This is a genomic window from Pseudomonas sp. GGS8, assembly GCF_024168645.1.
GTDB lineage: Bacteria > Pseudomonadota > Gammaproteobacteria > Pseudomonadales > Pseudomonadaceae > Aquipseudomonas.
This window is the reverse complement of sequence record NZ_JALJWF010000001.1, coordinates 5,163,154-5,181,874: the sequence shown is the minus strand read 5'-3', so window position 1 is coordinate 5,181,874 and position 18,721 is coordinate 5,163,154. Positions and strand designations below refer to the sequence as shown.

Here is an 18,721-nt window from a genome sequence, read left to right as displayed (position 1 = left end):
AGGCTTATTGGTGCTGAACCTGAAACAGCGACGTTACCTGCACTCGTGCCAGCATCGACTCGGCCCCGCCACCACGACGCATGCCGCGTACCGGGCAGGCGTCAAGGTAGTCCAGGCCCACCGCCAGTTTCAGATGGCGTTCGGGCCGGGTCAGTCGGTTGGTGACGTCGAAGCTGTACCAACCATCGTCGAGCCAGGCCTCGGCCCAGGCGTGGCTGGCCAAGTGGTTTTCATCTTCAGTGCACAGATAGCCGGAGACATAACGCGCAGCAATCCCCAAGCTGCGGGCACAGGCCAGGAAGGCGTGAGTGTGGTCCTGACAGACCCCTCCTCCACCCGCAAACGCTTCGGCTGCCGTCGTGTCCACCGTGGTTGCGCCAGGGTTGTAGACGATATGGTCGGCCAGGCCATGCATCAGGTCGGTCAGCGCCGTTCGATCACGCCGTATACCGCAGTGCTGCACGGCGAAGGCATTCAGGGCATCGTCCGCTATCGTCAGCTTACTGCTGCGCAAAAACGGCAAAGGCGATTGGCTGTCGCGCTCCAGGTCACGGTCCGAATCGATCTCTACCTGACCATAAGCCGTCAGTACCAAGGCCCCATGGGGTTCGTCCATCGTCAACACATGCAGGATGTTGCCGTAAGGATCGAACTGGCTGCGCACCAGGCGCGGCAGTTCCAGGTGCCATTCCAGGATGCGCTGGCGTTCACTGTTCTGCGGCGTCAGACGCAAGAACTGAATGCTGGTGCAGACTTCATCGGCATAGCTGTAGGTGGTGTCGTGACGTATGGACAGTTTCATACGGCCTCCAGATAGGACTCGTGAACGGTCTGGCCGAGATGGCGAACCTGGGAGATGAAGTCAGTCAGCCAGAGGTGCAGACCGAGGCCGAGAATCTCGTCGATACCGGTGTAGCGCAGCCGAGCATTCAACTCGGCGGCCAACCGCTGGGCCGCCCGTCCGTTACTGCCCGGCAGGCTGGCGAGGATTTGGTCCAGTTCCTCGATGCAGGCGTGCAGCGAACGCGGGACGTCGCCGCGCAATAACAGCATTTCGGAGACCTGCTCGGCGCCCGGCGCATTGCGGTAGATCTCGTTGAACGCCTCGAAGGACGACAAAGCCCGCAGCAAGGCACTCCACTGGTAGTAGCCGCGCGCGGAGTTGTCACTCACCTCCTCCGACTCCTCGCCGAACATTTCGTAGCGTGCATCCAGCAGGCGCAGCGTGTTGTCCGCCCGCTCAAGGAAAGTCCCCAGGCGAATGAAGCAGTAGGCATCGTTGCGCATGATGGTGCCCGAAGTCGCGCCGCGGAACAGGTGCGAACGCTCCTTGACCCACTCGCAGAAATGGCTGATGCCATAGCGCGCCAGACCATTGCTGGCGATGTTGCGCATCTCCAGCCACGTGGCGTTGATGTTCTCCCACATGTCGGCAGTGATGCGTCCGCGCACGGCGTGAGCGTTGGCCCGCGCGGCTTGCAAACAGCAATAGATACTCCCGGGGTTGGTTTCATCCAGCGCGAAGAAGTGCAACATGCGCTCAGTGTTGAGCTCGCCATAACGCTCGTTGTAATCGTCCAGCGTGCCGGCGGCCAGTAGCGACATTGCCAGTTCGGCGCGGCCATCGGTGCGCCCCGCCTGAGGCATCAACGACAACGAGTAACTGACTTCGAGCATGCGCGCCAGGTTTTCGGCGCGCTCCAGGTAACGGGACATCCAGTAGAGGTCCGAAGCGGTTCTTGAAAGCATGTCTTAGTCCTCCACTACCCAAGTGTCTTTGGTGCCGCCGCCCTGAGACGAGTTCACCACCAGCGAGCCTTCGCGCAATGCCACGCGGGTCAGGCCACCGGGCACCAGACGGGTTTCTCTGCCCGACAGCACAAACGGGCGCAGGTCAATGTGGCGTGGGGCGATGCCGTTTTCGACAAAGGTCGGGCACGTCGACAGGCACAGGGTGGGTTGGGCGATATAGGCTTCAGGGCGAGCCTTGAGGCGGGCGCGGAAGTCTTCGATTTCCGCCGCCGTGGCCGCCGGGCCGACCAGCATGCCATAGCCGCCGGAACCCTGGGTTTCCTTGACCACCAGCTCAGGCAGATTCGCCAACACATGGGACAATTCTTCCGGCTTGCGGCATTGCCAGGTAGGCACGTTCTTGAGGATCGGTTCCTCGGCGAGGTAGAAGCGGATCATGTCGCCGACATAGGGATAGATCGACTTGTCGTCCGCCACCCCGGTGCCGACGGCGTTCGCCAGCACCACATTGCCTGAGCGGTAAGCGGCAATCAGGCCGGGCACGCCGAGCATGGAGTCCGGGTTGAACGACAGAGGATCGAGATACGCATCGTCGAGACGGCGGTAAATGACATCCACCTGTCTGGGGCCTGCGGTGGTGCGCATATAGACGCGATCATCGCGGACAAACAGATCGGCGCCTTCAACCAGTTCCACGCCCATTTCACGGGCCAGGAACGCATGTTCGAAGTAGGCACTGTTGAAGCGGCCCGGGGTCAGCACCACGGCGGTGGGATTGTCCAGCGGACTGGAGCTTCTCAGGGTGTCCAGCAGCAGGTTCGGGTAGTGATCAATGGGCGCCACACGCTGGGCGGCGAAGAGTTCGGGGAACAAACGCATCATCATCTTGCGGTCTTCAAGCATGTAGCTGACGCCGCTGGGCGTTCGCAGATTGTCTTCCAGTACGTAGTAGCTGCCATCGCCGTCGCGGACCAGATCGACCCCGGCGATGTGAGCGTAGATGCCGCGGTGCAGATTCAGGCCCTGCATGGCGACCTGATAACCCTCGTTGGCCAACACCTGTTCGGCCGGAATAATGCCCTCCTTGAGAATACGTTGCCCGTGGTAGATGTCGTCCAGGAACATGTTCAACGCCTGGACCCGCTGAATGCAGCCCCGCTCGACCATTTGCCATTCGCTGGCCTTGATGCTGCGCGGAATGATGTCGAACGGAATCAACCGCTCGGTGCCCTGCTCGTCCCCGTATAAGGTGAAGGTGATGCCGGCTCTGTGGAACAACAGGTCGGCTTCGCGACGACGTTGATCCAGTAACTCCAGAGGTGTGTCCGCCAACCAACGTGCGAACTCCTGGTAATGTGGGCGGCAGCCACCACTCGCATCATACATTTCGTTAAAAAAAGCTCGGGGCATACCCTACTCCTTGCCGCGATACAGACGGCATTTTCTTATAACTTCGCTATTTCAATAAAATCAGGCCTTACGTTGTTTTAGTGAGTACTGTTTCTGCTGAGCACCTCAGTGTGCGTCGTTAACTTCCTGTCTCATTTGGAAACAAATTCCGCGTGATTTCGGCAATCTCTTGACGCGTTCCGACGCCAGAGACTTGGCCTTTCCGGTTTGATTTCTGGCGCCCCATTTATAACGTTCCCCCATTATTTTTTTCGTTGAAAACCACACTTTCGGTGGTTTGAAAGTACTTTTGCAAGGGCTGTGCCCAAGTATTGCAATTGTTAATAAAAAACTGAAAAAGCCTTTGAAAAGACGCCGTGGCGACGTTTTGTTTCATTTTTGAGACGGTTATTGATGGGGCTGCTGAGACACTTTCCCCGCGTGTAACTTGCACAACTGTGGATCGTGCGAAAATGGTGCAAATGGCAACTCAAGTGAGTTTTATGCACTGTAAGCGGGAAATTTCTACTCACTGTTTTTATTGCCCTTGTAATACAGGGCGTCCAGTGCGGAGCGCTAATTAATAGCAGCGCACTACTAATACTCATAAAAAGGCACCAAAAAATGACACTCGAAACGAAAATGCCAAGTACTAATGCAAAAAAGCAATGCAAGAGAGGACGGCCAGCCCATGAGATCTTGCCGTCCGTGTAGAGGAATAGACAAACTGCGGATTATTCGAGGAATTTCTGGGTCAGGGTTACTGACGGCATTGTCGGGGCATCAGTGCAATGTTGTCCGGCGTTCGCTCGGCATGGGCTTTTACATCGTCATGGAACTGTTTCATCTGGCCACTTCGCGGCCATCGGCCAAGGATGATGACGACAACGAAGTGACTTCTTCCTTATTCGCCTCTACGGCTTCGTTATCCTTGGGGACAAGCAGCACAATCGCTCCCACGATCACTTCGAAAATCCCGGCACCGACAATAATCAAGCCGGTTTCAAAGTGGGCATACAGCGCAGCGCCGCAGGCACCGGCGATCAGAATCGACGCCCCCAGCGCGGCAAAGCGCAGCCTTGCCAGCCCCGCGATCTCGCTGTGCTTGAACTTGGTTTGAATGAGCAAAATGAATGAGATGTCGATCAGTGGCCCACCGAGCGCCGCAATACCTGCGCCGATCATCATCCCCGCCAGAACATGCTCCGGTGGTAGATACATCGCGGCTGCACCGATGGCGGCGATGCCCAAGCCGTTGACCACGGAACCGAAGGTAAACCCGTGATACAAGCGGCGGATTTGCAGATTGCCCACAACAAAAATAGAGATCAGGTTCCCGGCTCCATAGGCGCCCATGATCAGGCCATAGGCAGCAAAACCCTGTACATCGAAACCCTGGATATTGTATTTGACGACGGCCAGCGCCATGCCGATCGAGATACCCACGCTCCAGGCAACATTGCCCAATCCCGCACACACATACACCGCCTGCATTTGCCTGCGCCCCACAAGGCTTCGCCAGCCGGCAGTAAAACCGGCACGTCGGCTGGTCGCCCTGACAGGTTGGCGCGGCAACGCTTTACCCAGCTTCATGACCGCCCAGGCGGAGATCAGGAATGTGATGCCGTTGAGGGTAAAAAGATGCTCGATCGGAATCAGCAACGTAATCGCCGCTGCCAGAATCGGCCCGATCACCCGGGCAACCCGGATGATGGCATCGAACAGCGCGTTGACCGATTGCAGTTGATCCGGTGCCGCAACAATGCGCGGCAGACTGGCCCGCAGCGCTGGTTCGAAGAGCGAGTTGACGATCATCATGAGCATGAGCGGCACCGCCAGCATCCAGAGATTCATGATGCCAAGCCCCCAGGCGATCACAGGAATCAAGGCAAGCCCGGCCCGCGTCAGATCGGCGCCGATCATCGTACGACGGTGGTCCCAACGCTCCGCCCATATTCCACCCAGTAATGCGCCTGCCAACGCAGCAGCACCTCGTAAAGCACTGAGCCAGCTCGCATCGGTACCGGCGATCTGCACTGCCATCCAGGCAATGGCAATCGCGAAGAGTTCGTCACCCATTGAGGAGAGCGCCAACCCTCCCCACAACAAGGCTACGGGCCGCTGAAGTAACGGCCTGAACAATTTCATATCATCAACTCCGCACAGTCACTCAACAGGTCTGAAAAAGCCCCTGTCGTCTTGTGACTCGTTGAACGATTTCGCGCCCCTTCTATTGCTGCGATAGCGCCCGCCTTCACTCCTGGCAGGCGTCGAACGATAACCCGCCGGCTGCAAAGTTAATCACTTTGATAGCGCTTTCTTTCAAGGCATTCGCTTTACTGCGCATGCTCGATGTTCCTGGCGCGCTGAGAATCAGCGTCCAGGCCTCGTTGCACATACCACGACAAGGGCAGTGTCAACAGCAGAATGGCGGCCAACATGATCACAGCAGCAGCAATACCTGTGATGTCGCCCAGGCTGCCAAACAATACCGGTGCCAGCGCCCCGCCACCGATGGTGCCGGTGTAGAACACGGCGAAGGCGTGCTCTCGTTTGCCTGGGCCTGCCAGGTCCGGCACGGCGCCATACAGCACCGACGATGTTCCGTTCAACGCCAGCCCCAGCAGCGGCAACACCGCCATCAGGCCGAACAGCGGCAGGTACACCGACGTGATGATCAACACCGCGGTGGTGAACTCGGTCAGCCATACGGTTTTCATCATGCCGATGCGCGCGCCCAGATAGCCGCACAGCAACTTGCCGAATGCACCGCCCACAAACAACATTGTCAGCGCCAGACCTATGCCTGCCGTCCCGGCCCCCTTCTCTTTCAGCAGGAACGGCAAGAAGGTGAGAAAACCCATCCGTACCGCACTGTCCAGTGTGCCGGTCACGATGAGCGCCCGCAGCCCACTGGCGGAGCCGTTTCCCGTGATTGCCTTGGAGGCCCTGCCCTGACCGGATGAAGTCACCACGCGCGCCGGAATCAGCCACCACAGCAGACCGGCGGCGGCCAGACCGAGCAGGCCTATCAGCGTGACACTCGCGCGCCAGCTGATGACCGTCAGTAACAGGCCGACCAACCCCGGTATCAACGTTTTGCCGATGTCTCCGGAGAAGTTGTACTGCGACAATGCTTGTTTGACTCCCCCGCCCTCCTCGTGTGTATCGGTGATAAACGAAGACGCCAGTGGGTGTTGGGTGCTAGCGCCCAATCCGCCCAACAACAGCGCCAACAACAACACCGTCAAGCCACCAGCCTGCCCTGCCAGCAAGTAAGCGAACCCCGCGAGCGCGGTCCCACCCACCAGCAAGTGCTCTCGCCCCCATCGCCTCGCAGCCCGGCTTGCCAACAGCTGGAAACCGGCCATCATCCCGGAGTAGGCGCCACGCAACAGGCCGATTTGGGCGTAGCTCAAGGCGAACTGCGCCTGCCAGATCGGCAACAGCACATAGATAACGTCGGTCAGGCCATCATGCACAGCGTGTGCGCAGCAGCCAGCCACCAGAGATCGGCGACGTACAGAGGCATCGGTCGATTGCGGCCCCCGCAAAGGAGAGACTTCGTCTTTCAAATCGTTCATGGTTCCGCCATTACCGCAACAGTTGCGCACAATCTTTCATCACGCCGGATGTGCGATGCAGATACTCAGCGAAAATCTCTCAGGCGATTTCCAGCACCAGGTGATTTCAGGATTACGCCTGAAGGTTTTAACGTACGACTTGCACGGGAAGGCCGCGCAACCACACAGAAACAAGGCGATGCGAGCACTCTGCAGGCGCGAATTCATGAGGCCTCTCGTTTTATGACAGGAGGCCTTTATAGAATACGCGGGCTGCCGAAGACCAATACCGAATTCGGACCGATCAATACCCAAGGAACAGGATGCTGGATCTGCGCAAGTTACGTTACTTTTTGACGGTCGCCGAAGAGCTGCACTTTGGTCGCGCGGCACTGCGTCTGCACCTCGCCCAGCCGCCGTTGACCCGGCAGATTTCCGCTCTGGAGGCCGAGCTGGGGTTTCGTCTGTTTGACCGCACCAGCCGCACAGTGTCGCTCACGGCCCAAGGCCGGCATTTTCTGCCTTATGCGCGCGCCATGCTGGAGCAGGCCGACCTGACCGAAATCATCGCCGGCAAGCTGGCCGCTGGCTCGACCGGGCAACTCGTGTTGGGCTACGCCAGCTCGATTGCCCTGTCAGATATGTTCAGCCAGGCCATTCAAGCTTTTGCCCAACGCTTTCCAGAGGTTCAACTGACTCTGGTGGAAGGTGCGTCCAGCAGTCTATGGTCACAGGTCGCCGATGGTCGTATCGATATTGGTATGAGTCGGTTGCTGCCTCAAAACGGGCAAACCGAGGTCCGGGTACTGTCCCTGGGTGAAGAACCCTTAATGGCGGCCCTTTCCAGTGACAACCCGTTGGCCGGCCAGGCCGAGGTCACCCTCGCCCAGCTCAGCGCGTACCCGTTGATTTTGTTTCCGGTCGATTATGGCTCGGGGCTCAACGAATCCATTCAACAACTGTACCGACGCAACGGGTTGCCCCTGCGCCCGGGTCCATCCGGACGGCAAATCACCTCGATCATCGCGCTGGTGGCCGCCGGGCAAGGCGTTGCGCTGGTGCCCCAGTGCACCCAGACGTTGGTAAAAAAGGGCGTGACCTACCGCCCGCTGGCTGACTCCGAAGCTCGCGCGCAACTGCTGATACTGACGCGAGCCCAAGGGCGCAGCCTGCTGGTCGAGGCCTTCACGGGGGTGATCGACGAACTGATGCCAGTCAGTTAAAGCACAATCCATGTGGGAATGAGCCTGCTCGCGATGACGGCTTAACATTCAACGTTGCAGTTGACTGTCAGACCGCTATCGCGAGCAGGCTCGCTCCCACAAAAACCACTTCCACATCACATCAGCGGGTCAGCAACACTTCGGCCCTGCCTTGCCGCCGTAACGAGCCTCCTGACGTTCGCGAAAGAACACCTCGTAGCTCATCACCGGTTTGTCCGGGTGTTTGGTTTGCATATGCTCAACGTAAGTGTCGTAGTCAGGCATACCAACCATCAAGCGTGCTGCCTGACCCAGGTATTTACCAAGGCGACTCAGGTCATTGAACATGCTGCCCTCCTCCATCAAGCATCCGGCAGAGCCTGGAATGGCGCTTCTTTATCCGTGCGTTCTTTGGTGCCCCAGGCGGCGATACCGACCTTGAGCGCAAAGAACAGGATGCTGAACACCACGAGCAGGAACAACACCGTCAGCGTCGCGTTGGTGTAGGCGTTGTAGATCACGTGCTGCATCTGCTCGATGCTCTTGGCCGGCGCCAGCACCTGGCCGTTGGCCAAGGCATCGCTGTATTTCTTCGCCAGGGCGAGGAAACCAATCGCCGGGTTCGCGTCGAACAGCTTGATGAAGCCTGCGGTGGTGGTGCAAATCAACAGCCATACCGCTGGCAGCATGGTCACCCACACATAGCGTTGGCGTTTCATTTTGATCAGCACGACGGTCGCCAGCATCAATGCGATTCCGGCCAGCATCTGGTTGGAGATACCGAACAATGGCCACAAGGTGTTGATCCCGCCCAATGGGTCTATCACGCCTTGGTACAGCAGGTAGCCCCACATTGCCACGCAACCAGCCGTGGCAATCAGGTTGGCGGTCCAGGACTCGGTGCGTTTCAGCGCCGGCACGAAGGAGCCGAGCAAGTCCTGCAGCATGAAACGTCCGGCACGAGTACCGGCATCGACCGCAGTGAGGATGAACAGCGCTTCAAACAGAATCGCGAAGTGGTACCAGAACGCCATGGTGTTTTCACCCGGCAGCACGTGGTGCAGGATCTGCGCGATACCCACCGCCAGGGTCGGCGCACCGCCGGCACGTGCCAGGACGGTGGTTTCACCGATGTCCTTGGCCACCGCTTGCAGGGCCTCCGGGGTAATCGCGAAACCCCAACTGCTGACTGTCTGCGCAACCGAAACAGCATCAGCACCGACCAGTGCTGCCGGGCTGTTCATGGCGAAATAGACGCCCGGCTCGATCACCGAAGCGGCAACCATCGCCATGATCGCCACGAAGGATTCCATCAGCATGCCGCCGTAACCGATGTAACGGGCATGGCCTTCGCTGGCAAGCAGCTTCGGCGTGGTGCCGGAAGCAATCAGTGCGTGGAAACCGGAGACTGCACCACAGGCGATGGTGATGAACAGGAACGGGAACAACCCACCCTTCCACACCGGTCCGGTGCCGTCGATGAACTGGGTCAATGCTGGCATTTTCAGCTCGGGCATGGTGATCAGAATGCCGATTGCCAGCGCAACGATGGTGCCGATCTTGAGGAAAGTCGACAGGTAATCGCGCGGCGCCAGAATCAGCCACACCGGCAACACCGCCGCCACGAAACCGTAGCCGATCAGCATCCAGGTGATCTGCAGGCCGGTGAAGGTAAAGGCTTTGGCCCACACCGGGTCAGCGGCAATCTGCCCGCCCAGCCAGATCGAACCCAGCAGCAACGCCACGCCGATCACCGAGATTTCACCGATGCGGCCCGGGCGGATGTAGCGCATGTAGACGCCCATGAACATCGCGATCGGGATGGTCGCCATCACGGTAAAGATGCCCCACGGGCTTTCGGCCAGGGCCTTGACCACGATCAGCGCCAGCACCGCGAGGATGATGATCATGATCAGGAAGCAGCCGAACAGCGCGATGGTCCCGGGGATGCGGCCCATTTCTTCACGGACCATATCGCCCAGAGAACGACCGTTGCGGCGGGTGGACATGAACAGGACCATGAAGTCCTGAACCGCACCGGCCAGCACCACCCCGGCAATCAGCCACAGCGTGCCGGGCAGGTAGCCCATCTGCGCCGCCAACACCGGACCGACCAGTGGCCCCGCGCCGGCAATGGCTGCGAAGTGGTGACCGAAGAGCACATGTTTGTTGGTCGGCACATAGTCCAGACCATCGTTGTTGATTACGGCGGGAGTGGCTCGATTGGGGTCGAGTTGCATCACCTTGGTGGCGATGAACAGGCTGTAATAGCGGTATGCGACGAGATAAATAGCGACGGCTGCGACTACGATCCAGAGGGCGTTGATGGCTTCGCCGCGGCGCAGGGCCACGACACTTAGCGCAAACGCTCCCAAGACAGCCACGGCAAACCAGGCGAGGTGTTTAGCCAGACGGGGCATAGCGTGTCTCCTGCCGACAGCCAGTGACTGCGGCGGTAATTATTATAATTGTGTCCGCTTTGCGGAGCGGGCCCAATATCCACCCATGCTGTCGACAAATAAATCCGCGTTACTACGTACGTGACGCCTACGTAGTTCTACGTAGATGCCACTGATCTGTCAGTTGAAACGCAACTCCCTGTGGGAGCGGGCTGTGGCGAGGGGGCTTGCCCCCGTTTGAGTGCGTAGCACTCACAAAATCTTTGGTACATCAGAGATTTTTTTTTTGAGGCTGCTTCGCTGCCCAACGGGGGCAAGCCCCCTCGCCACAGCCCGCTCCCACAGGTTTTGTGTTTCATCACAGCCGCAGGCGCGTATCTTTGGCATATGATGCCGGGCCTTCGCCCTCCCTCGGTCTGGCCAGGAGTAGAGATGCAGCTCAAACACAAAATCGTCGCGCTCGGGATTCTGCCGCTGGTGTTGGCGATCGCGGTCATCTGCGCGCTGGTGATTTCCCTGAACCGTCAACTGGGTGATCAACAGGCGCAACTGATCGAAGACAGCATTCTGGCCAGCAAGCGCGCAGAACTGAAAAACTACGTGGAAATGGCGCAAAGCCTGATCGCGCCGCTGTACGACAACGGTCGCGGTGATGAACACGCACAGCAACAAGTGCTGGAAGAACTGCGCAAACTCAGCTTTGGCATCAATGGCTACTTCTTCGTCTACGACCGCGAGGGCCGCAGCCTGATGCACGCACGCCAGTCAGAGCTGGTGGGCCAATACCTGTGGGACATGAAAGACCCTCACGGCCTGCCCGTAATCCAGGCGTTGCTCAAAAGCGCGGCATCCGGCGAAGGCTTTCAACGTTACGCCTGGAACAAACCCTCTTCCGGCCAAGTGACCGACAAGCTCGCCTACGTAGTGATGCTCGATCGTTGGGGCTGGATGCTCGGCACCGGTATCTACCTTGAAGACGTTGAACGCGCCACCCAGCAAGCGCGTGCCGAGGTGGCTCAGGGCATCCGCACAACCATGCTGGCGATTGCCGCAGTGGCGCTTGTGGCAGTGCTGTTTGTGTTCGCCAGCGGCATGACGCTGAACGTCAGCGAACATCGCCTGGCCGACAAAAAACTGCAGCGCCTCACCCAACGCATCGTCAGCTTGCAGGAGGAAGAGCGTTCGCGGGTTTCCCGAGAGCTGCACGACGGCATCAGCCAGCTGCTGGTCTCTATCAAGTTTCAATTCGAACTGGCCAGCCATGTGTTGGAGAATGGACAAGACAAGGGCTTAAGCATTTTAAGAGACGCCACCGAGCGCCTGGGGGAAGCGATTGGCGAGGTTCGCAGCCTTTCCCACGACCTGCGCTCGTCGCTGCTCGACACCCTTGGCCTGCCGGCGGCGATCGGTCAACTCGCCGCCGAGTTCGAGCAACGCAGCGGTCTTGTTGTAACCTTCAACGATAACGAATTCGACTGTCACTTGGCTGATGGCGCCGCCGCCTCGTTGTTTCGCATTGTGCAAGAAGGCCTGACCAACATCGAACGCCACGCCCAGGCAAAACACGTCATCATTACCCTGCACGGTTGCGAAAAGTCCGTACGGTTGACGGTGATCGATGATGGCATAGGCTTCAATGTTGCCCAGGTCGAACGTCGCCAGGCTGGCATTGGCCTGCGTAATATCCGAGAACGAGTCGAGCATTTCGGCGGTCGGTTCGACCTGACCTCGATGCCGGGAAAAAGTGAGCTGGACGTGCTGCTACCGATGAAACCACCTGCTGCAGAACGCTGACTCAACCCCTAACAATTAGAGTGAATGCCTGCAATGAACCTGCCCTACCCGATCCGCGTTGCCCTGGTCGACGATCACTCCCTGGTCCGCGATGGCATCAAATCGCTGTTGGCGGTCATGGTTCCGCTGGAAGTGGTGGGCGAAGCCGAGAATGGCGCCGATGCCATCGAGATGGTCGGGCGCTGCCAACCAGATCTGTTGTTGGTCGACATCAGCCTGAAGGACATCAACGGGCTCGAGCTGACCCGGCTGTTACGCAGCCAGTACCCATCGCTCAAGGTGCTGGTGCTGAGCATGTACGACAACTACGAATACGTCAGTGAATCGGTTCGTTCGGGCGCCAGCGGCTATGTGCTGAAGAACGCGCCTTCACGGGAAATCATTGCGGCCATCGAAGCCATTGTCAGCGGCGGGACGTTCTACAGTGCCGAAATCGCCCAGAGGCTTATCGCCGATAAAAGTACCGACAATGAACTGACTCCGCGCGAGAGCCAGGTGCTGTACAAAATGGCTCAAGGGTTGAACAACAAGGAAATGGCTCGCGAGCTGGACATCAGCGTCAGGACGGTAGAAACCCATCGCCTGAGCATCCGCCGCAAGCTCAACATCGACAAACCCGCCGCCCTCGTAAAATACGCGATCGATCACGGAATCATTTCTGGCTCCAATCCCTGATCCGCTGTCAGCTTTTCAAATAACTCCGAATGCTCGGGAAACATCTCGCTGAGCTTGCGCCGGGTCCCCAACTGCATATCCGCATAATCAAACCCCGGTGCAACGGCTTCACTGATCAAGCCATAGCCCGCCGTTCCATTCATCAGTTGCGAAGCCTTCCAGACGCCGCCCGGCACGTGCAGCTGCAGGCACTGACCCGCAATCACGTCGCTGCCCATCACCACGGTTTTCAATGAACCGTCCGCGAAAATCAGGCTGTACTGAATCGGGTCGCCCAGATGGTAGTAATGCACGATATCGGACTGATTCAGATGGAAATGGCCAATCGGCGAATCCTGGGTCAAGAGGTAATAGATGGAGGTCAGCAAGTAACGCCGGCCTCCTTCGGTCTCAACCATGGCGCGGTGATCCGCCTGAAAGGTTCTGCGGTAGAAACCACCCTCCAGGTGAGGTTCGAGATGGAGTGCGGCGATAACTGCTTGAGCATCAGGCCTATTGGTATTGAGTCCCTCTTCTGTCATCCCGAAGCTGCTCCTGGTGTGTTTACGATTCAAACCGCACTCGTATTCAGACACGCGTCGTGCGGATCAACAAGATCAGTGGCAGGCAAAACATCACCAGGCCAATTCTATGGCGAGCCGTGCCTTCCGCTGGTCGACCGGCCAATGCGCCTTCCCCACCCGCTGCCAACGCTATACCGGCGCAGGAAGTGGGCGCTCAGGGTGTGACCTGATAACCCCGCCCTTGCAGGCAACCGGGATCGTCCTGTTTCACCTTGTCCTCGGCGCCCTCATAAAACTCGTCATGCTGACGTCCTCGTACCTCAGCACTCGTCGCCCCGTCAGCAGCGCCCTCCGAAGGCGACAGGTTTGAGCTGCTCTGACTGGCCGCGACATTGCGACAATCGTTGATGTCCCGCTGGATCTGTTGCGAACTCTGCCCTTTCAAGGGCACGACCGTTTCGGCCTGAACCTGCGTACAGGCCATCGACATGACAACACACAGGCTAAAAGACGATAACCGACTCATGATGACCTCCGACAAGGTCCACTGTGTTGGCGGGCGAGCGTCTGGCTGGGAAACTCCTGGAACAACGCTCGATAACTGCTGGAAAACCGCCCCAAATGCCAGAATGACCAGTGCATCGCCACTTGCGCGACCGTCGTTTCCTTGTCAGTTCGGCTGAGCAATTCACGGCGCGCGCTGTTGAGCCGACGCAAGCGCAACCAATGCGTGGGTGTCATCCCGGTGTACGCCTTGAACGCCTGCTGCAACTGACGCAACGAAACCCCGGCCACCTGGGACAGTTCCAGCAAATTGAGGGTTTCTTCCGGGGTATCGGCGGCCCATTCAGCGACGCGCTTCATGATCGTTCGCTCTTCGGCCCGGCGCTGCAAGCCTGCGCGATCCAGGCACACACAGGCGTTATCGAGGATGAACAAACAGTCCTCCAGCAACTGCTGGGTCAATGCCTCTTTGCTCGGCGGATCCAGCGTCTGCTCCAGTCGCGTCAGGGTGCCGCTCAACCAGCGGCTGAACAGCGCGTTCTGCCCGCAATTGAGCGGCGACATGAACAAGCCTTCGAGCCGCGCCACGTCCAGGCCATGCCGTTGAACGAATTGCGGCCCGAACACCACGGCGATTTCCTGGTAGTTCTCCGGGGTGATCCAGATGTTGCGGCTCTCGCCGTTCAACATGTACAGCGAGTTGTCATTGCGATCGAAACAGAACGCCAGCGAGCCTTCCGGAGCGCTGAAATTCTGCTCGACCCGGGTGTTCATCTGTTCTTCGTAAATCTCCACGCCTTGCAAGTCCAGATAGCGCACCCGCCCGGCGAAATGCCCCGGTGACATCTGCTGATAGTGCTGCACCCAACCCGGTGTGGCGCGGATCTGCTCGGCCACGTCGGCGGTGTTGAAGGCTCGAACCTGTAACGGATTGCACGCTGTCATGGGATGACCTTACGCACTCGTTTGGTGCGTTTTGGTGCTGCTGAAAGTGGATAGATGGAACGCCGAGGCTCACCCAAGATAGTCGTCAACGCGCCACAGGGGAAGTGTCTGGTGGATGAGGCCGCCCTCCCCGGCGTTAATCAAACCCACAATGAGGTCTTTATGAATGTCCCTTTCGATCAGCTGTTCACGTGGCTGAAAGATCACAAGATTACCGAGGTCGAGTGTGTGGTCAGCGACTTGACCGGCATTGCTCGCGGCAAGATTGCACCCACCAACAAGTTCCTGCATGAGCGAGGCATGCGCCTGCCGGAAAGTGTGCTGTTGCAAACGGTAACCGGGGACTTTGTCGACGACGACATCTACTACGACCTGCTCGACCCGGCCGACATCGACATGGTCTGCAAGCCCGTCGCCGACGCAGTTTACGTGGTGCCGTGGGCCATCGAGCCCACCGCCATCGTGATCCACGACACCTTCGACAAATTCGGCAACCCCATCGAACTGTCGCCGCGCAACGTGCTGAAGAAAGTGCTGCAGCTCTATACCGACAAAGGCTGGCAGCCGATTGTCGCGCCGGAAATGGAGTTTTACCTGACCCAGCGCTGCGAAGACCCGGACTTGCCGCTCAAGGCACCGCTGGGGCGTTCTGGGCGCGCGGAAAGCGGTCGTCAGTCGTTTTCCATCGACGCCGCCAACGAGTTCGATCCGCTGTTTGAAGACGTCTACGACTGGTGCGAACTCCAGGGACTGGACCTCGACACGCTGATCCACGAAGACGGCCCGGCGCAGATGGAAATCAACTTCCGTCATGGCGATGCGCTGGACCTGGCAGACCAGATCACCGTGTTCAAACGCACCCTGCGCGAAGCGGCACTCAAGCACAACGTCACCGCAACCTTCATGGCCAAGCCCATTGGTGACGAGCCCGGCAGTGCCATGCATATCCATCAAAGCGTGGTCGACATCGCCACTGGCCAGCCGATCTTCGCCGATGCCGACGGGCAGATGAGCGAACTGTTCCGGCACCACATCGGCGGCCTGCAAAAGTACATCCCCAACGTGCTGCCGATGTTCGCGCCCAACGTCAATTCGTTCCGCCGCTTCCTGCCTGACACCTCGGCACCGGTCAACGTCGAATGGGGCGAAGAAAACCGCACCGTCGGCCTGCGCGTGCCGACCTCAAGCCCCGACGCCATGCGCGTGGAAAACCGCTTGCCGGGCGCCGACGCCAACCCTTACCTGGCGATCGCCGCGAGCCTGTTGTGCGGCTACCTGGGCATGGTCGAACAGGTCGAACCGAGCGCCGCGGTGCAGGGCCGTGCCTACGAGCGACGCAACTTGCGTCTGCCGATCACCATCGAGGATGCACTCACGCGCATGGAAGAGTGCGAAACCATCGAGCGTTATCTGGGCAGCAAGTTCGTCCGGGGGTATGTCGCGGTCAAGCGCGCCGAACACGAGAACTTCAAGCGCGTGATCAGCTCCTGGGAGCGGGAATTTTTGTTGCTTAGCGTCTGATCACAATCCCCTGTTAATGATCGTTCCTGCGCTCTGCGTGGGAACGATCACCGAATAACTCAAAGAGGTGTCGATATGCGTCTATTGAAATCCGTGGTTCCAGTCGCGCTGGCGGTGTTGTTCAGCGCCGGGGCGCAGGCGCAGGCTCTGCCGAGCGTCAGCGTCTACAACTGGACCGATTACATCGGCGACACCACCCTCGCCGACTTCCAGGCGAAAACCGGGATCAAGGTGATCTACGACGTATTCGATTCCAACGAAACCCTGGAAGGCAAACTGCTTGCCGGTCGCACCGGGTATGACGTGGTGGTGCCGTCCAACCACTTTCTCGCGCGCCAGGTGAAGGCCGGTGCGTTCCTCAAACTGGATCGCTCGCAACTGCCCAATTTCAAAAACCTCAACCCGAAACTGCTGACGCTGCTGGAGAAAAATGATCCGCAGAACGCGCATTCCGTGCCTTATCTGTGGGGCACCAACGGCATCGGCTACAACGTCGACAAGGTCAAGCAAGTGTTGGGCATTGATCACATCGATTCCTGGGCCGTGTTTTTCGAACCCGAAAATCTGAAGAAACTCAGCCAGTGCGGCGTATCGATGATGGATTCGGCAGATGAGGTGTTCCCGGCGGTCCTCAACTACATGGGCATGGACCCACGCAGCGAAAACCCTGAGGACTTTAAAAAGGCCGAAGCCAAACTCTTGAGCATCCGGCCTTACATCACCTATTTCCACTCCTCCAAGTACGTCTCGGACCTGGCCAACGGCGACATCTGCGTGGCCTTCGGTTACTCCGGCGATGTGTTCCAGGCGGCCAATCGCGCCAAGGAAGCGAAGAACGGCGTGAACATCGCTTACTCGATCCCGAAGGAAGGCAGCAACTTGTGGTTCGACCTGTTGGCAATTCCCGCCGACGCCAGCAACCCGAAAGAGGCCCATGCCTTCATCAATAACCTGCTGGATCCGCAAGTGATCGCCAAAGTCAGCGCCTCGGTGGGCTACGCCAATCCGAACCCTTCGGCCAAGCAGTACATGGACCCTGAGCTGATCAATAATCCGGAGGTCTACCCTCCCCAGGATGTCCTCGACAAACTCTACATCTCCACCACCCCGCCCCAGGCGATCATGCGGCTGATGACCCGTTCCTGGAGCAAAGTGAAGTCCAATCAATGAATCAGCACGACAACCAACATGCGCGCTCCTATTACGCGGCGTCGGCCAATGGCATGGCGCCCTACCCCACGCTGGACTCGGATCTCGAGGCCGATGTCTGTGTGATCGGCGGCGGGTTCACCGGGGTCAACACCGCGATCGAACTGGCGCAGCGCGGGCTCTCGGTGATTCTGCTGGAGGGCCGGCGGATCGGCTGGGGTGCCAGCGGTCGTAATGGCGGGCAGTTGATCCGCGGCATCGGCCATGACGTCAGCGGTTTTGCACGTTATGTCGGTGAGGAAGGCGTGCGTTATCTGGAGCGCGCGGGCATCGAGTCCGTGGCGCTGGTGGGCAATCGCATCCGTGAACATGGCATCGATTGCGACCTGCGCTGGGGGTTCTGCGAGCTGGCCAACACCCCGGCGCAGTTCAGCGCATTCAAGGCAGAACGGCAAAACCTTGCCGAATTGGGTTACGCCCATGAAACTCGACTCGTCGGCCCTGAGCATATCCGCCGGGATGTGGTGGGCTCGGACCTTTATGCCGGCGGCCTGATCGACATGGGTTCGGGGCACTTGCATCCGCTGAATCTGGTGCTCGGCGAAGCGCGTCTGGCGCAATCGGTCGGGGTACGGATTTTCGAGCAGAGCCCGGTGCTGGAGTTGGTCCACGGCAGCACCGTACAGGTTCGCTGTGCGGGCGGTACGGTGCGCGCCGGCAGTTTGGTGCTGGCCTGTAACGCGCATCTGGAAGAACTCGAACCGCGCCTGAACGGCAAGGTACTCCCGGCGGGCAGTTACATCATCGCCACCGAACCTTTGGTGCCTGCGGTGGCCGCGCAGTTGATCCCGCAGAATCTGGCGTTGTGCGACCAGAAAGTCGGCCTCGACTACTACCGGCTCTCGGCGGATCGACGCTTACTGTTTGGCGGTGCCTGCCATTATTCCGGGCGCGATCCGGCGGATATCGGCGCCTATATGCGGCCGAAAATGCTCAAGGTCTTCCCGCAACTGGCCGAAGTGCGCATCGACTATCAATGGGGCGGCAAGATCGGTATCACCGCCAACCGCTTCCCCCAGGCCGGACGCTTGCGCCAGTACCCGAACGTGTTCTACGCCCAGGGTTATTCCGGCCATGGCCTGAACGTGACCCACTGGTGCGCCCGGCTGCTGGCCGAAGCGATTCATGCCGGGCACAGCCAAGGGCTGGACGTGTTCAGCGCCGTGCCACACATGACCTTTCCCGGCGGACGAGCCCTGCGCTCACCGCTGCTGGCCCTCGGCATGTTTTGGTATCGCCTGCGCGAATTGCTCGGCTGAGAACAG

At 59.0% G+C, this 18,721-nt stretch carries 15 protein-coding genes and 1 pseudogene; 6 read left to right on the top strand and 10 right to left on the bottom strand.

Annotation, left to right across the window (positions count from 1 at the left end; all coding sequences use genetic code 11):
- Positions 1-4 precede the first annotated feature (4 nt).
- The 5 genes from J3D54_RS23230 to J3D54_RS23210 form a co-directional block, all read right to left on the bottom strand.
- Complete coding sequence (locus J3D54_RS23230; RefSeq protein WP_253423132.1) at positions 5-802, bottom strand: transglutaminase family protein; 798 nt, start codon at positions 800-802, stop codon at positions 5-7.
- Complete coding sequence (locus J3D54_RS23225; RefSeq protein WP_253423129.1) at positions 799-1,749, bottom strand: alpha-E domain-containing protein; 951 nt, start codon at positions 1,747-1,749, stop codon at positions 799-801. The genes J3D54_RS23230 and J3D54_RS23225 overlap by 4 nt, the downstream gene beginning before the upstream one ends.
- 3 nt (positions 1,750-1,752) lie before the next feature.
- The gene (locus tag J3D54_RS23220) at positions 1,753-3,162 is read right to left on the bottom strand and encodes a circularly permuted type 2 ATP-grasp protein (protein WP_253423126.1); all 1,410 of its coding nucleotides are present in this window, start codon (positions 3,160-3,162) and stop codon (positions 1,753-1,755) included.
- Between the two features lie 822 nt (positions 3,163-3,984).
- Complete coding sequence (locus tag J3D54_RS23215) at positions 3,985-5,289, bottom strand: MFS transporter (RefSeq protein ID WP_253423123.1); 1,305 nt, start codon at positions 5,287-5,289, stop codon at positions 3,985-3,987.
- Between the two features lie 188 nt (positions 5,290-5,477).
- A complete protein-coding gene (locus J3D54_RS23210; protein ID WP_253423120.1) occupies positions 5,478-6,725 on the bottom strand; it encodes an MFS transporter in 1,248 nt (415 codons plus the stop codon).
- A 302-nt stretch (positions 6,726-7,027) separates the two neighbouring features.
- On the opposite strand from J3D54_RS23210, the gene J3D54_RS23205 reads away from it, so the two are divergent.
- A complete protein-coding gene (locus J3D54_RS23205; RefSeq protein ID WP_253423118.1) occupies positions 7,028-7,927 on the top strand; it encodes a LysR family transcriptional regulator in 900 nt (299 codons plus the stop codon).
- Positions 7,928-8,056: 129 nt separating this feature from the next.
- Here J3D54_RS23205 and J3D54_RS23200 read toward each other — a convergent pair whose 3' ends face one another.
- Together J3D54_RS23200 and J3D54_RS23195 are read right to left on the bottom strand one after the other, a co-directional pair.
- Positions 8,057-8,254, bottom strand: a complete 198-nt coding sequence (locus J3D54_RS23200; RefSeq protein WP_048378262.1) for a YbdD/YjiX family protein — start codon at positions 8,252-8,254, stop codon at positions 8,057-8,059.
- Positions 8,255-8,268: 14 nt separating this feature from the next.
- Positions 8,269-10,326, bottom strand: coding sequence for a carbon starvation CstA family protein (locus J3D54_RS23195; protein ID WP_253423116.1), 2,058 nt, complete (start codon positions 10,324-10,326; stop codon positions 8,269-8,271).
- Between the two features lie 411 nt (positions 10,327-10,737).
- Between J3D54_RS23195 and J3D54_RS23190 the strand changes: the two genes are divergently transcribed.
- Positions 10,738-12,099, top strand: coding sequence for a cache domain-containing protein (locus J3D54_RS23190; protein ID WP_253423114.1), 1,362 nt, complete (start codon positions 10,738-10,740; stop codon positions 12,097-12,099).
- A gap of 33 nt (positions 12,100-12,132) precedes the next feature.
- On the top strand, positions 12,133-12,774 hold the full coding sequence (locus tag J3D54_RS23185; RefSeq protein ID WP_253423112.1) for a response regulator transcription factor: 642 nt from the start codon (positions 12,133-12,135) through the stop codon (positions 12,772-12,774).
- On the opposite strand, the gene J3D54_RS23180 is transcribed toward J3D54_RS23185, so the two are convergent.
- The 3 genes and pseudogenes from J3D54_RS23180 to J3D54_RS23170 form a co-directional block, all read right to left on the bottom strand.
- Positions 12,744-13,295 carry a cupin domain-containing protein gene (locus J3D54_RS23180; protein ID WP_253423110.1) on the bottom strand — a complete coding sequence of 184 codons (552 nt, stop codon included), beginning with the start codon at positions 13,293-13,295 and terminating at the stop codon, positions 12,744-12,746. The genes J3D54_RS23185 and J3D54_RS23180 overlap by 31 nt on opposite strands.
- A 241-nt stretch (positions 13,296-13,536) precedes the next feature.
- Positions 13,537-13,767: pseudogene (locus J3D54_RS23175) on the bottom strand (hypothetical protein); the annotation flags it as partial.
- 32 nt (positions 13,768-13,799) lie between these two features.
- Positions 13,800-14,726 (bottom strand): helix-turn-helix domain-containing protein, encoded by a 927-nt coding sequence (locus J3D54_RS23170; RefSeq protein WP_253423105.1) that lies wholly within the window; start codon positions 14,724-14,726, stop codon positions 13,800-13,802.
- Between the two features lie 162 nt (positions 14,727-14,888).
- Here J3D54_RS23170 and J3D54_RS23165 point away from each other — a divergent pair, with 162 nt between their 5' ends.
- The 3 genes from J3D54_RS23165 to J3D54_RS23155 all read left to right on the top strand — a co-directional run bounded on the left by J3D54_RS23165 (position 14,889) and on the right by J3D54_RS23155 (position 18,715).
- Positions 14,889-16,247: a glutamine synthetase family protein gene (locus J3D54_RS23165; protein WP_253423101.1), complete on the top strand. Its 1,359-nt coding sequence runs from the start codon at positions 14,889-14,891 to the stop codon at positions 16,245-16,247.
- 75 nt (positions 16,248-16,322) lie between these two features.
- Positions 16,323-17,417 carry a polyamine ABC transporter substrate-binding protein gene (locus J3D54_RS23160; RefSeq protein ID WP_253423098.1) on the top strand — a complete coding sequence of 365 codons (1,095 nt, stop codon included), beginning with the start codon at positions 16,323-16,325 and terminating at the stop codon, positions 17,415-17,417.
- Positions 17,414-18,715, top strand: a complete 1,302-nt coding sequence (locus J3D54_RS23155; RefSeq protein WP_253423095.1) for an FAD-binding oxidoreductase — start codon at positions 17,414-17,416, stop codon at positions 18,713-18,715. Before J3D54_RS23160 ends, J3D54_RS23155 begins: the two co-directional genes overlap by 4 nt.
- The last annotated feature ends 6 nt before the right edge of the window (positions 18,716-18,721 follow it).